Origin of the sequence: Rhodococcus sp. LW-XY12 (assembly GCF_019317345.1) — a bacterium.
GTDB classification, from domain to species: domain Bacteria; phylum Actinomycetota; class Actinomycetes; order Mycobacteriales; family Mycobacteriaceae; genus Rhodococcus; species Rhodococcus pyridinivorans.
Map to the genome: position 1 here is coordinate 2,382,789 of NZ_CP079225.1, position 12,529 is coordinate 2,395,317.

At 69.4% G+C, this 12,529-nt stretch carries 14 protein-coding genes and 2 tRNA genes; 4 read left to right on the forward strand and 12 right to left on the reverse strand.

The annotated features are described in order from the left end of the window. Positions 1-2: 2 nt before the first annotated feature. Entirely contained in the window at positions 3-1,052 is a 1,050-nt protein-coding gene (gene meaB / locus KXC42_RS11235; protein ID WP_219130341.1) for a methylmalonyl Co-A mutase-associated GTPase MeaB, read from the forward strand. A gap of 235 nt (positions 1,053-1,287) precedes the next feature. Here the strand turns inward: meaB and KXC42_RS27185 are convergent, their stop codons facing one another. The 7 genes from KXC42_RS27185 to KXC42_RS11265 form a co-directional block, all read right to left on the reverse strand. After that, entirely contained in the window at positions 1,288-1,599 is a 312-nt protein-coding gene (locus tag KXC42_RS27185) for a hypothetical protein (RefSeq protein WP_006551540.1), read from the reverse strand. Positions 1,600-1,619: 20 nt separating this feature from the next. Further along, positions 1,620-1,841: a hypothetical protein gene (locus tag KXC42_RS27190; RefSeq protein ID WP_006551541.1), complete on the reverse strand. Its 222-nt coding sequence runs from the start codon at positions 1,839-1,841 to the stop codon at positions 1,620-1,622. Positions 1,842-2,138: 297 nt separating this feature from the next. After that, positions 2,139-3,176: a sulfite exporter TauE/SafE family protein gene (locus KXC42_RS11245; RefSeq protein WP_200360086.1), complete on the reverse strand. Its 1,038-nt coding sequence runs from the start codon at positions 3,174-3,176 to the stop codon at positions 2,139-2,141. A gap of 293 nt (positions 3,177-3,469) precedes the next feature. Then, positions 3,470-4,705, reverse strand: a complete 1,236-nt coding sequence (locus KXC42_RS11250; protein WP_033096643.1) for a trans-acting enoyl reductase family protein — start codon at positions 4,703-4,705, stop codon at positions 3,470-3,472. Positions 4,706-4,719: 14 nt separating this feature from the next. Next, entirely contained in the window at positions 4,720-5,100 is a 381-nt protein-coding gene (locus KXC42_RS11255) for a DUF2784 domain-containing protein (RefSeq protein WP_006551544.1), read from the reverse strand. 61 nt (positions 5,101-5,161) lie between these two features. Continuing rightward, positions 5,162-5,530, reverse strand: a complete 369-nt coding sequence (locus KXC42_RS11260; RefSeq protein ID WP_006551545.1) for a universal stress protein — start codon at positions 5,528-5,530, stop codon at positions 5,162-5,164. Between the two features lie 109 nt (positions 5,531-5,639). Continuing rightward, on the reverse strand, positions 5,640-7,109 hold the full coding sequence (locus tag KXC42_RS11265) for an SDR family oxidoreductase (RefSeq protein ID WP_219130342.1): 1,470 nt from the start codon (positions 7,107-7,109) through the stop codon (positions 5,640-5,642). Positions 7,110-7,195: 86 nt separating this feature from the next. Between KXC42_RS11265 and KXC42_RS11270 the strand changes: the two genes are divergently transcribed. Next, positions 7,196-7,429, forward strand: coding sequence for a PLDc N-terminal domain-containing protein (locus tag KXC42_RS11270; protein WP_033096644.1), 234 nt, complete (start codon positions 7,196-7,198; stop codon positions 7,427-7,429). 75 nt (positions 7,430-7,504) lie between these two features. Here the strand turns inward: KXC42_RS11270 and KXC42_RS11275 are convergent. Both KXC42_RS11275 and KXC42_RS11280 read right to left on the reverse strand, forming a co-directional pair. Further along, positions 7,505-7,590 (reverse strand) — tRNA-Leu (locus KXC42_RS11275). 279 nt (positions 7,591-7,869) lie between these two features. Continuing rightward, a tRNA-Leu gene (locus KXC42_RS11280) sits at positions 7,870-7,955 on the reverse strand. 133 nt (positions 7,956-8,088) lie between these two features. Between KXC42_RS11280 and KXC42_RS11285 the strand changes: the two genes are divergently transcribed. Then, the gene (locus KXC42_RS11285) at positions 8,089-9,441 is read left to right on the forward strand and encodes a M20/M25/M40 family metallo-hydrolase (RefSeq protein WP_219130343.1); all 1,353 of its coding nucleotides are present in this window, start codon (positions 8,089-8,091) and stop codon (positions 9,439-9,441) included. Positions 9,442-9,471: 30 nt separating this feature from the next. Continuing rightward, positions 9,472-10,014: a YbhB/YbcL family Raf kinase inhibitor-like protein gene (locus KXC42_RS11290; protein ID WP_193903703.1), complete on the forward strand. Its 543-nt coding sequence runs from the start codon at positions 9,472-9,474 to the stop codon at positions 10,012-10,014. A gap of 57 nt (positions 10,015-10,071) precedes the next feature. On the opposite strand, the gene KXC42_RS11295 is transcribed toward KXC42_RS11290, so the two are convergent. From KXC42_RS11295 to KXC42_RS11305, 3 genes are read right to left on the reverse strand one after another with little or no spacing between them, the layout of a single operon-like run. After that, positions 10,072-11,142, reverse strand: coding sequence for a quinone-dependent dihydroorotate dehydrogenase (locus tag KXC42_RS11295; RefSeq protein WP_071934917.1), 1,071 nt, complete (start codon positions 11,140-11,142; stop codon positions 10,072-10,074). Positions 11,143-11,188: 46 nt separating this feature from the next. Continuing rightward, a complete protein-coding gene (locus tag KXC42_RS11300; RefSeq protein ID WP_006551956.1) occupies positions 11,189-11,443 on the reverse strand; it encodes a DUF5703 family protein in 255 nt (84 codons plus the stop codon). Next, on the reverse strand, positions 11,443-12,465 hold the full coding sequence (locus KXC42_RS11305) for a hypothetical protein (protein ID WP_024100855.1): 1,023 nt from the start codon (positions 12,463-12,465) through the stop codon (positions 11,443-11,445). The genes KXC42_RS11300 and KXC42_RS11305 overlap by 1 nt, the downstream gene beginning before the upstream one ends. Positions 12,466-12,529: the final 64 nt, after the last annotated feature.

Genomic DNA, 12,529 nt, shown 5'->3' on the forward strand with positions numbered 1-12,529 from the left:
GCATGAGCGACTCCTCGGTCGGCGCCGCGCAGACCCGCCGACGGCAGATCGACGTCGACGCCCTCGCCGAGGCCGTGCTCGCCAACGAGCGGGCCGGCCTCGCGCGGGCCATCACGTTGGTCGAGTCGACCCGCGACGACCATCGGGAGTGGGCGCAGCAGTTGCTGCTGCGCCTGCTTCCCAACGCGGGCAACGCGATTCGTGTCGGTATCACCGGTGTGCCCGGTGTCGGCAAGTCGACCTTCATCGACGCGCTCGGCATGCATCTGCTCGAGCAGGGGCATCGGGTCGCGGTGCTGGCCGTCGACCCGTCGTCGACCCGCACGGGTGGTTCGATCCTCGGCGACAAGACACGGATGGCGCGGCTCGCGGTGCAGCGGGACGCCTACATCCGCCCGTCGCCCTCGGCCGGCACGCTCGGTGGGGTCGCGAAGGCCACCCGCGAGACGATGGTGCTGCTCGAGGCTGCCGGTTTCGACGTGATCCTCGTCGAGACCGTCGGTGTCGGACAGTCCGAGGTGACCGTCGCGAACATGGTCGACACCTTCTGCTTCCTGACCTTGGCCCGCACCGGCGACCAGCTGCAGGGCATCAAGAAGGGCGTGCTCGAACTCGCCGACCTCGTTGCCGTCAACAAGGCCGACGGGGAGTTCGAACGCGACGCGCGGGTCGCCGCCCGCGAACTCGCCGGCGCGATGCGCATGGTGCATCCGCACGACGCGATCTGGAAGCCGCCGGTGATCACCATGAGCGGCATGACCGGCAATGGTCTGGACACCTTCTGGGATACCGTGCTCGAGCACAAGAAAGTGCTCACCGAGGCGGGCATGTTCGACGAGAACCGGCGCCGTCAGCAGGTGGACTGGACGTGGACGATGGTGCACGACCAGCTGTTGCGTCGTCTCGAGACCTCCCCGCGCGTGCGGGCGATCCGCAAGGACGTCGAGGCCGGGGTGCGCGACGGTTCGCTGACCGCCGCACTCGCCGCGCAACGCCTGCTCGACGCCTTCGACGGGGTGCACGACCCCGGAACGTCCGGCGAGGACTCCTGATCCCGTGAGCCGCCGCACGATCGCCGTCACCGTTCTCGGTGCGTTCGCGATCGTCGCGGCGGCTCATCTCGTTTTCGGGTTCTCGCGCCCGATTCGGCGTTCACCGACGTTTCGCAGTGGTTCCTCATGCCGCTGCTCGCGCTCGGACTCGTTCTCGTCACGTCCGCACCGCGCGACCGGCTGGTCGTGGGCACGCTTGTGGCACTGGGAGTCTCATGGTTGGGGGACAGCTCACCTACATCGTCGCGTTGCGGCCGCACCGGCGGTCGAGCGTGCTGCGGACCCGCCATGGGTGGTCGGTCTCTACACCTTCGCAGTGTTCGCCATGGTCGCCGTGTGCGCTTCGGCGGCAGGGATTCTCGTCGTCCCGGTGGCGATCTACGCGTCGTGCGTCGGGGAGTGGTTCGAGACCGCCGGTTTCGAGGTCGCTCGCCGACGGGACGTTGCCGGATCCCGGTGGCAGGACGATCTCCACCGACCGGATCTCGTCGAGGTTGGTGACGCTGTCCGGGGTCTCCCATGCGCAGTAGACGCTGTACTCCTCCACGCCGCTCGAGGAGCGCAGGCTCAGTGCCGCTCGATGTAGGGGGCGACGGCGGGCGCGACATCGTCGCACGAGTCGAAGCGGGCGAGGATGTCGCTGCCGAGGCCGGTCGGTTCGCTGACGGTGTCGGCGTCGAAGGTGGTGTCGGAGGTGGCGTCGTCGCCGGAGGAGCACGCTCCGAGGAGCAGGGCGCCGGCGAGGGTCGCGGATGCGACGGCGTATCGGGGCAGATTCCCACGGCGCATCGTAGCGTCCGCACGAGTTGTACGTGATCTTGGTTCCGCCCGGGCGGTCGAGGGCTGCGACACCGTGCGTTACAGCCCGAGAAGCTGCTTGGCGACCGTCACGGCACTGCGGGATCGAGGACCATCGCGGCATCGCGGCCGCCGACGGTGATCGACACGCAGGCCTGGGGGAGTTCGACGCCGGCCGCGGTGAAGGCGGTGCCGGGCCATGTCGATCGGCATGCTGTGCGCGAATCCGCCGGCCGCTTCGATGGCGGGATCGGGAAGCACCACCGCACGCGGGCATAACAGCGATTATCAGGCCCCGTCGGGAGTCCGTGGTGACGTGGTGGAATTCAGGCGAGTTTCGTTGTGTCCGGGCACCTCCCGAGGCTCCGGACGGGCCCCGGGGAGAGGCGTCGCGTCGGTACCTTCGAGCAGTGCCGCCGGTGTCGGCTGCGCCAGCGGTTCGAGTGAACCGCTCTTCTCCGCGGGGGTGAGGCGCGAACGCTTCCAGGACACGATCAGCAGCGTGAGCCACGCAGCGACGATGGCGAGGTAGAGCACCGCCAGCGACGCGCCGGAGAGGTCGACAGTCTTGGCGAGCTTGTGCGCGTTGGTCAGCACGATGACACCGCCGACGCCGGTACCGAGCAGCGTCGCAGGGACGCGGCTGACCAGCCAGGCCGCGACCGGCGCCGCGAGGGCACCGCCGAGCGCGAGACCGGCGACGATCACGAGATTGCCGAGGGAGTCGTGGCCGAGCCCGAACAGGAAGCCGACGCTCGCCGCGACCGCGACGAGGAACTCCGACGCGCTCACCGAACCGATCACGGTGCGCGGTGCCGTCTTACCGCGGGAGAGCAGGGTGCTGGTGGTGATCGGTCCCCAGCCGCCACCGCCGCTCGCGTCGATGAAGCCGCCGAAGAAGCCCAGCGGCGACAGGAATTTCGCGGTGTGCGGGGAGGTGCGGGCGTGGGCGACCGCAGGGGGTCGTACCGAGAAGCGCAACGCGACGTATACGCCGATGGCCAGCAGGATTCCGGCGGTCACCGGTTCGGCGGCCTCGGTGGACAGTCCCGACAGCACGGTCGCGCCGAGGAAGGCGCCGATGGCACCGGGAACACCGAGTCGCAGCACGACCTTCCAGTCGATGTTGCGGAACCGCCAGTGCGAGGCACCGGAGACGAGGGTGGTTCCGACCTCGGCGAGGTGCACGGCGGCGCTCGCGTGCGCCGGACCGACACCGCTGAACAGCAGCAGGGTGGTCGCGGTGACACCGAAGGCCATGCCGAGTGCGCCGTCGACGAGCTGTGCGCCGACACCGACGAGCGTGAAGATGAGCAGATTGAACATGCGTTGGCTCCGAAAGCTGGAAGAACCCGAAAAGTTGGACGAGCGGCGAAGCGCTCAGCAACACTCCCGGGTGCAACACAGACAATCGAAGCAGGCGCCGCGACGGGTCGGCCAGAACGGCATGAGCGCGAGACGAGCGGCCGGAGCCATCTCGGTACTCGTCGCAGCCATGGTCACGTCCTCAGGTCTCGTTCCGCGCTCGGATCGTTCGGTCCGGTCGAGCATAGCCCGTCGAAGCGACGGAGCCACACTCGGCGGGCCCGGCGCGCCGATCGGGCGCGCCGGAGGCGAGGTCAGCCGAGGCGGCGCGCGGAGATCTCGAAACCGGCCGTGCGGAGCCGTTCGGTCAGCACGTCCCCGAAGGCCACCGCGGGGGTGAGGACACCGCCACCGGCGTGCAGGGCCGCGCCGCCGAGGGCGAGCGAGAGGGCGGACTCGCCGAGCATCACGGCCGTGGCCTTGTAACCTGGGTCGCCCTGCGCGGAGAACCGCGCGGTGTAGCGGGCTCCCGATTCGGTCGAAGCGTACAGATCCACCGTGAAGTAACCGTTCTCGCGGGTCTCCTCCGACGGTCCCTCACCGGGCGCGGGCAGGAGCTTGTCGAGGACGAACCGCGTGGGCGGGAACGACAGGCCGGCGGCGAGGGCTCCCGTGCCGAGTCCGACGAGCCCGGCGAGGACGGGGGAGAGCGGTGAGGAGCCGACACTCATCACCTCCCGGTAGCGGAACCGGCGTCCGTAGGCCCAGTCGCGCAACGCGTTGCTGCGTCGCACGATGCGGGTGTTGTAGGAGGCCATCACGAACGGTGCGAGCCGCCCCGAAATCTCCGGCGCCACGGATTTGCCGTCGACGAACGCGAAGTCGTTCTGGCGACCGAGATCGGGTTCCCGAGCCCGATCGGGGGACAGCGAGTACGGGCGCGCGGCGATCTTCCGTGCGGCGGCATCCTTGCGGACCGCGTCGAGCTGTTGCCGGAGCGAATCGATGGTTCCGCCGCTCACCCCGCCGCGGAAGGAGCCGAGCACGAAGGTCGTGTCGGTGAGCGGCAGGTTGCCGTCGGCCTCCGCGGCGCGGTAGAGCGCATGGACGCCGAGGTCGGACGGGACGGAGTCGAAACCGCACGAGTGGACTATGCGGGCGCCGGTGCGCCGGGCCACGTCGTCGAAGCGGTCGATGCTCTCGCGGTGGAAGAGCACCTCGCCGGTGAGGTCGACGTAGTCGGTGCCGGCCTCGGCGCACGCCTGCACGAGCGGCAGCCCGTACGTGGCGTAGGGACCGACGGTCGTGATCACCACGCGGGTGGACTCGGCGAGCGCGGTCAGCGAGGCGGGATCGTCGGCGTTCGCCTCGATCAGCCGCCAGTCGGTTCCGAGGTCGGCGGCGAGCTTCTCGAGTTTGGTGCGTGAACGTCCTGCGAGTCCGACGGCGACGCCGTCGGGGAGGTTCTCGGCGAGATAGGCGGCGGTGAGGCGCCCGACGAAGCCGGTGGCGCCGTAGATAACGATGTCGAGATCCCGGGAGACAGTCATGCCCCTCACCCTACTCAGGAGTAAGTCTCGGGGGCGACCTTCGTCACACGGATCCGGCGCCACAGCACCACCCACGAGATGAGTACGGCGAGCGCGGCGAGGGCGCGGACCGCGCCGAGCGCGGACTCCGGGTAGATCACCCCGGTGAGGTAGTGATCGATGAATCCGCTCGGCGGCAGACCTTCCTGGCCGGCCTCGCGGCGTGCCCAGTTCTCCACCGCGGTCAGCGGGCAGTCGAACCCCACGGCCACCGAGGCCGCTCCCCACACCACCGCGACGACGTGCGCGACGATCGTGCGGGGCCACCGCCACGCGAGGAAACCACCGAACGCGACGTAGAGCACGAAGAGCAGATGCACGAAGGCCGTGAGGTCGGCGACCACCCGGAACGCCATGTGCCCAGGGTAGAACGAACGGCCTCGGAACGAACGCGGTTGCCGGAGGGCGGGCGGCGCCTCAGCCGGCCTTGATGACGAGCACCGGCACCGACGACTCGGTGATCAGCCGCTGCACCGCCCGCTCGACGAGGAACTTGCCGGTCGCGGTGCGCCCGCGGCTGCCGATGACCACGCGTTCGGCGCCGCTGCGCGCAAGCAGTTCGACGGTCGTGCCGACCGGATCGCCGTCGTGGACGGCCGAGAGCAACTCCCAGCCGTCGGTACCGGCCACCTCGCTCACCTGTGCCCGCACGCCTTCCACCTCGTCGGGTTCGTCAAGCGGGTGGAGCACCACCAGCGACTGCTGCCGGTCGGCGGCCTCCCGCACCGCGGCCTGCAGAGCGATCCGGCCTTCGGGGGTATCGGCGTGAACGACAGCGACAGTCATGACTCTCCTCGTGCGAGCCTGCGGGGACGTTATCCATTATCGCCGCGGCCCGGAGAGTGGGCCACGATCCACGGTGTGGAACCGGTCTCCCCAAATCACCGGGTCCGGATCACCAGGGTGCCGGGCGGAAGTCCTTGAGGAAGCATCCGTACAGGTCCGTGCCGGCCTCGCCCTGGACGATCGGGTCGTAGACACGGGCGGCACCGTCGACGAGATCGAGCGGGGCGTGGAATCCCTCCTCGGCCAGCCGCATCTTGGTGTGGTGCGGCCGTTCGTCGGTGATCCACCCGGTGTCGACGGCGGTCATGAGGATGCCGTCGGTGAGCATCTCCTCGGCGCTGGTGCGGGTGAGCATGTTCAGCGCGGCCTTGGCCATGTTGGTGTGCGGATGCCCGGCGCCCTTGTAGCGGCGACCCCCGAACTGCCCTTCCATCGCGGAGACGTTCACGACGTACTTGCGGCGGGCCGGGGACGCGGCGAGCGCCGGACGCAGACGGTTGACGAGGATGAACGGCGCCACCGAGTTGCACAGCTGCACCTCGAGCAGTTCCAGCGGCTCGACCTCGCCGACGGTCTGGACCCAGCTGTTGGTGTGCACGAGATCCGGCAGCAATCCGCCGGCGTCGACGGCGACGCCGGCCGCTACCCGCTCGGGTGTCGCCGAGCCGGCCACCAGTGCCAGCGAGGTCAGCGAGTGCGCCGACAACTCGGCCGGCAGCGACCCGGCCAGGGCGGCCGGGTGGGCGTCCGAGGGCTTGCCGAAGGTCAGGACCTCGGGGCGAGGGCCGGCGGGCAGCGGATCGGCCTCCGCCTCGGCGAGCGCCGAGTAGGCACCGGGGGAGCGGCGCACCGTCTGCGCGGCATTGTTGATGAGGATGTCCAACGGACCCTGCGCGGCCACATCGTCGGCGAGGGCGACCACCTGGGCGGGATCACGCAGGTCGATGCCGACGATGCGCAGCCGGTGCAGCCAGTCGCCGCTGTCCTCCATCGCGGTGAAGCGGCGGATCGCGTCGTTGGGGAACCGGGTGGTGACGGTGGTGTGCGCGCCGTCGCGCAGCAACCGCAATGCGATGTACATGCCGATCTTGGCGCGACCGCCGGTGAGCAGGGCGCGACGGCCCCGCAGATCGGTGCGCGCGTCGCGTTTTGCGTGGTTCTCCTCGGCGCACGTCGGGCACAACTGGTGATAGAAGGCGTCGACGCGGGTGTACTTGTCCTTGCAGATGTAGCAGTGCCGCGGACGCAGCAGCGTTCCCGCGCTTGCACCGCGAGTCGACGACGCCAGCGGGAGTCCGGCGGTCTCGTCGTCGACGCGGGTGGGGGAGGCGGTGGCGGTCGCGGACAGCACCTGACGGTCGGCGTCGACGCGCTGCTTGCGGGCCTCGTTGCGGCGCAGCCGCTTGAACTTCTTGAACATGTGCCCCACGGCCCGCTGCACGGCGATCGCGTCGGGATGTTCGGCGTCGAGACCCGCTGCCTGGTCGAGCACCCGCAGACAGGTGGCCAGATCGTCGGGGTCGATGCGGGTGAAGCCGTCGGTGGCGGGTTCGGCGGTGGTGTCGCTGTGGGGGTTCATCTGCCTTTTTCCGTGTGCTGCTGTACGCCCGATCGTATCGGGCAGGATGATCGTGTCCGAATTCCCGTGCAGGTACCGGAGGAACGATGAGCCCGAGCTCCCCCTTGTCCAAGAAGAAGTTCGCCGAACTGAGCCGCCCCCAGCAGGTGCTGGTGGTCCTGCTCGCGGTGGTGCAGTTGTCGCTCGCCGTCGCGGCCTGGGCCGATCTGGCGAGGCGACCGGCCGACAAGATCAACGGCAGCAAGCTGCGCTGGGCGCTGACCATCGCGGTGAACTTCTTCGGCCCGATCCGGTACTTCCGCAAGGGCCGCCGGGACTGAGGGTCTGCTCGCGCCGACCCCGGACGGACCGAAGGCCCCGAACCGATATCGGTTCGGGGCCTTCGGGTTTCGGAGTGTCCGAGGGGGGACTTGAACCCCCACGTCCGTTAATAGGACACTAGCACCTCAAGCTAGCGCGTCTGCCATTCCGCCACTCGGACCGACGCCCACACGGGGCATGTCGGTAGAACCCGCTCCCGCGGGCGCTGAAGAAACAGTAGCGCATGGGGCGTCCGATCCCCAAAACGGCACTTCAGGCGCGCTCGCGGTACTCGACGCGCCTCGCGTGGATCCGCTCGCTTGTTCGTCATCCGCTACAGCACGTTGCCGCAGCGGATGACGAATGCGGTATCGGTTGTCGCCCGCTCGATCTTCTCCCGACAACGACGAAGGCCCCGAACATGATGTTCGGGGCCTTCGTCGTCTGTCTCGACTCAGAGTGTCCGAGGGGGGACTTGAACCCCCACGTCCGTTAATAGGACACTAGCACCTCAAGCTAGCGCGTCTGCCATTCCGCCACTCGGACCTGGTGCTCGCGCCCACTCGTCGTGGGCGCTGTGAAAGAGTAACCCACCACGCTCACGGTCCCAAATCGCCACCTCCACCTGCGGTGATCCGAACTGTCGAGATGGTGGACGGGCGGTGGTAGACATACGGCCATGGCCAATGACATGAGCGCCCACCAGCCGTCCCGGGCGGAGGAGGAGGTCGTCGACCTCGTCTCCCGCCTCATCCGGTTCGACACCTCCAACACCGGCGAACCCACCACCACCCGCGGCGAACGCGAGTGCGCCGAATGGGTGGCCTCCGTGCTCGAGGAGGTCGGCTACGAGACCACCTACGTCGAATCCGGAGCGCCGGGCCGCGGCAACGTCTTCGCGCGGCTTCCCGGCTCCGACCCGAGCCGCGGTGCCCTCATGCTCCACGGCCACCTCGACGTCGTGCCGGCCGAAGCCGCGGACTGGAGTGTGCACCCGTTCTCCGGGGCCATCGAGAACGGTTACGTGTGGGGACGCGGCGCGGTCGACATGAAGGACATGGTCGGCATGATGATCGCCGTCGCCCGCTACTTCAAGGTCGAGAACATCGTGCCCCCGCGCGATCTGGTGTTCGCGTTCGTCGCCGACGAGGAGGCCGGAGGCAAGTTCGGTTCGCAGTGGCTGGTCGAGCACCGGCCCGAGCTGTTCGAGGGCGTCACCGAGGCCGTGGGGGAGGTCGGCGGGTTCTCCCTGACCGTGCCGCGCCCCGACGGCACCGAACGTCGCCTGTACATGGTCGAGACGGCCGAGAAGGGCATGCGCTGGATGCGCCTGACCGCCACGGGTGTCGCCGGGCACGGCTCCTTCCTGCACGAGGACAACGCCGTCACCGTCCTCTCCCGCGCGGTGGCCCGGCTCGGATCCCACACCTTCCCTCTGGTCGTCAACGATTCCGTGGCCGAGTTCCTCTCCGCCGTGAGCGAGGAGACCGGGCTGGACTTCGACCCGGCCTCGCCCGATCTCGAGGGGGCGCTCGCCAAGCTCGGGTCGATCGCCCGCATCGTGGGCGCGACCCTGCGCGACACCGCGAACCCCACGATGCTCGACGCCGGGTACAAGGCCAACGTCATCCCGCGCACCGCGCACGCCGTCGTCGACTGCCGTATCCTGCCGGGCCGGCTCGCCGAGTTCGAACGCACTGTCGACGAGCTGATCGGGCCCAATGTCACCAGGGAGTGGATCACCGGTCTCGAGCCGTACGAGACCACCTTCGACGGCGACCTCGTCGACGCGATGAACGCGGCGATCCTCGCGCACGACCCGATCGGCCGGACCGTGCCGTACATGCTCTCGGCCGGCACCGACGCCAAGGCGTTCGCCAAGCTCGGCATCCGCTGCTTCGGTTTCGCGCCGCTGCAGTTGCCGCCCGATCTGGACTTCGCCGCGCTGTTCCACGGTGTCGACGAGCGTGTCCCCGTCGAGGCACTGCGCTTCGGCACCCGGGTCATGGAACACTTCCTCATGCACGCCTAGAACACACGAAACCGCCACGAAAGGACCGGAATGGCTTTCGATTACGACCCGTACAAGTTCCTGCCCGAGCTGCCCATCTTCGAGGTGACCAGCGCGGACTTCGCCGAGGGCGAGGAATGGAAACTCCCGCAGGCCAGCGGTGCGTTCGGAATCCCCGGGGGCGGCGACGTCTCCCCGCAGCTGTCCTGGTCGGGTTTCCCCGCCGAGACGAAGAGCTTCGTCGTCACGGTGTTCGATCCGGACGCCCCCACGGCGTCGGGTTTCTGGCACTGGGCCGTCGCGAACATCCCGGCCTCGGTCACGGAACTTCCGACGGGTGCGGGTAGCGCCGACTCGAATGCTCTTCCGGAGCAGGCCGTGACCCTGCGCCACGACGGCGGAGCCCACGGGTTCATCGGTGCCGCTCCGCCGGCCGGACACGGCCACCACCGCTACATCGTCGCGGTGCACGCACTCGACGTCGAGGTGCTCGAGGGTGTCACGCCCGAGTCGAGCCCGGCCTTCCTCGGCTTCAACGTTTTCGGGCACGCCATCGCCCGCGGTCTGCTGACCGGCACCTACGAGGTGCGCTGACAGGTCGTGACGGACGGGGCCCGGGTCGAGTACGACCCGGGCCCCGTCCGTTGCAGGTCACACTCGTGTGCTGGCGCCCACCGCGTCGGCGATGGAGCGGTAGCCGTGCGCGCGCAGCTTGCGGGCGATACCGCGGTTGATGCGCCGCGCCCAGAACGGACCGCCGTAGATGAAGCCGGTGTAAACCTGGACCAGCGACGCGCCGGCGAGGATGCGCTCGAACGCCTGCTCCGTGGTTTCGATGCCACCCACCGAGATCAGGGTGAGGCGATCGCCGACCCGCGTGCGCAGCCGGCGCAGCACCTCGAGGGACCGCTCGGCGACCGGGGCGCCCGACAGGCCGCCCGCGCCGATCTCCTCGATGCGGCTCTGCGGGGTGTTCAATCCGTCGCGGCGGATGGTGGTGTTGGTGGCGACGATGCCGGCGAGCCCGAGTTCGAGTGCCAGGTCGGCCACCGCGTCGACGTCCTCGTCGGACAGATCCGGGGCGATCTTCACGAGCACCGGCACCGTCACGGTGTCCAGCACCGCGACCAGGATCGGGCGCAGCGACTCGACGGCCTGCAGATCCCGCAGGCCGGGGGTGTTGGGGGAGGAGACGTTGACGACCACGAAGTCGGCGAGCGGGCCGAGGAGTCGTGCGCTCTCGGTGTAGTCCTCGGCGGCCTGCTCGGCCGGCACGACCTTCGTCTTACCGATGTTCGCGCCGATGGGGACGGTGCGGCGGCGCTGCCGGAGCCGATTGGCGGCCTCCCCGGCACCGTGGTTGTTGAAGCCCATCCGGTTCACGATCGCCCGGTCCTCGGGGAGGCGGAACAGTCGCGGCTGCGGATTGCCCGGCTGGGCCTGGGCGGTGACGGTGCCGATCTCGGCGAACCCGAATCCGAGCGGACCCCACACGTCGACACCGGTCGCGTCCTTGTCGAAACCGGCCGCCAGACCCACCGGCGTGGGGAACTGCACGCCGAAGACGGTGTTGCGGAGGATGGGGTCGTCGGTGACGAGCACCTTCGCCACCAGGGCGCGCAGCGGCCCGAAGCGAGTCGACCAGCGCATCGCGAGGAAGGCGAGGTGGTGGGCTCGTTCCGGCGGCAACAGGAACATGAGCCGAAGAAGATAGCGGTACACGAACTACTCCCTGCAAGCCCGGTCCACGACGGTCCGGGATCTGTTATCAACCAACGGTGGGTTCGGGGACGTGATGGGCGGTCTTGCGGCGGCGCAGCAGCACCCGCCGGCTCCCGTCCGGATACAGGCGCACCCGGGTGAGTTCCCAGCCGTGGAATTCGGCGGAGATCGCCAGACGCATCGACGCGCTCACCCGGGACACGTCCCGGGGCAGCTTGAGCGGCACGTATTCGTATTCGTCGTTGCTGGTGTCCCAACCGACAGGCATCCGGGTCAACCGGCCGAGTCGCTCGTTCGCCATCACTGTCCTTCGATCGGGATCCGTTGCAGTCCGTCACCGGTTGCCGACGCGATCACCAGTGCCGCATCGGCCGGATCGACGGCGATCGAATTCGGTTGCCGCACCGTTGCGAAGCGGTGGCGTTCTCGCGGGATCCCGGTCGAAAGATCGTAGCCCACGACCTCGTTGCTGCCCGTCAGAGTCACCCAGATCAGGTCCCGCGTCTCGTCGTAGGTCACAGCGTACGGGGCGGGCCCGACGGGATAACGCTGCCGCAGGACGATCGCGTCGAGGGTGTAGACGAGCAGTTCGTCGCCGGTGGTGTCGGTGATCACGACGCGTCCGAAGGGGTCGGTGGTCAGCTGCGTCGCACCTTCGCCGGCACGCAGCGCGGGCCCGAGATGGGCGTCGGCGAGGTCGAGCTCGGTGAGGGAGGTCTGCCGGCGGTCGAGCGCCGCGACGGCGTCACCGGTGACGGCGAGGGCGTCGACGGAGGCGAGGCCACCGACGGTGGTGGCCACCTCGCCGGATTCGGGGTCGACGACGAGCACGCGGCCGTTGTCGGTGCCCACGGCCCAGCGGCCGTCGGACAGCACGGCCGCCGACGTGGCATTGCCGTCGACCGGGACCTCGGTGATGGTGCCGTCGGCGACGTCGATGCGCAGCACGGCCCCGGACACGGGCGCGAGCACACTGCCCTCGGGGCCGGTCACGACGGTGGCGGCGGACGACGGCAGGCCCACCAGGCGCGGTTCCGTCCCGGGACCGTCGAACGCCGTGTCGTCGAACAACGCGACCCGTGCTCCGTCGTCGACGAGCGCGGCGAAGGTACCCGTGGACGGTTCGACGACCAGCGCATCGACCTGCAGGTCGAGCGGACGGACGTCGCCGGCAGGGGACGGGCCGACCTCGGGGGCGGCCGCAGGAGTGGCGGGTTCGATGGTCTGTAGCACGTCCGGGGTGCTCTCCGACGAGCAGCCGGCCAGCACGACCATCGCGATCGCGCCCACCATCGTGACCGCTCGGATCCCCGCTCTGCCCATCGTTGCTCCTCGTCCTCGGATTCGATTCGCACCTGCCGGACGTGCTCCGGCGCCCGGCGCGCCG

Coding starts and splice junctions, on each gene's coding strand:
- KXC42_RS11250 (WP_033096643.1), bottom strand. CDS start 4,705: ATGACTGTCTCCCGGGATCTCGACATCGTTATCTACGGCGCCACCGGC.
- KXC42_RS11260 (WP_006551545.1), bottom strand. CDS start 5,530: ATGACTGTCGCTGTCGTTCACGCCGATACCCCCGAAGGCCGGATCGCT.
- meaB (WP_219130341.1), top strand. CDS start 3: ATGAGCGACTCCTCGGTCGGCGCCGCGCAGACCCGCCGACGGCAGATC.
- KXC42_RS11245 (WP_200360086.1), bottom strand. CDS start 3,176: ATGTTCAATCTGCTCATCTTCACGCTCGTCGGTGTCGGCGCACAGCTC.
- KXC42_RS11285 (WP_219130343.1), top strand. CDS start 8,089: ATGGCCAATGACATGAGCGCCCACCAGCCGTCCCGGGCGGAGGAGGAG.
- KXC42_RS11255 (WP_006551544.1), bottom strand. CDS start 5,100: ATGGCGTTCCGGGTGGTCGCCGACCTCACGGCCTTCGTGCATCTGCTC.
- KXC42_RS11305 (WP_024100855.1), bottom strand. CDS start 12,465: ATGGGCAGAGCGGGGATCCGAGCGGTCACGATGGTGGGCGCGATCGCG.
- KXC42_RS11270 (WP_033096644.1), top strand. CDS start 7,196: ATGAGCCCGAGCTCCCCCTTGTCCAAGAAGAAGTTCGCCGAACTGAGC.
- KXC42_RS11290 (WP_193903703.1), top strand. CDS start 9,472: ATGGCTTTCGATTACGACCCGTACAAGTTCCTGCCCGAGCTGCCCATC.
- KXC42_RS11300 (WP_006551956.1), bottom strand. CDS start 11,443: ATGGCGAACGAGCGACTCGGCCGGTTGACCCGGATGCCTGTCGGTTGG.
- KXC42_RS11265 (WP_219130342.1), bottom strand. CDS start 7,109: ATGAACCCCCACAGCGACACCACCGCCGAACCCGCCACCGACGGCTTC.
- KXC42_RS27190 (WP_006551541.1), bottom strand. CDS start 1,841: ATGCGCCGTGGGAATCTGCCCCGATACGCCGTCGCATCCGCGACCCTC.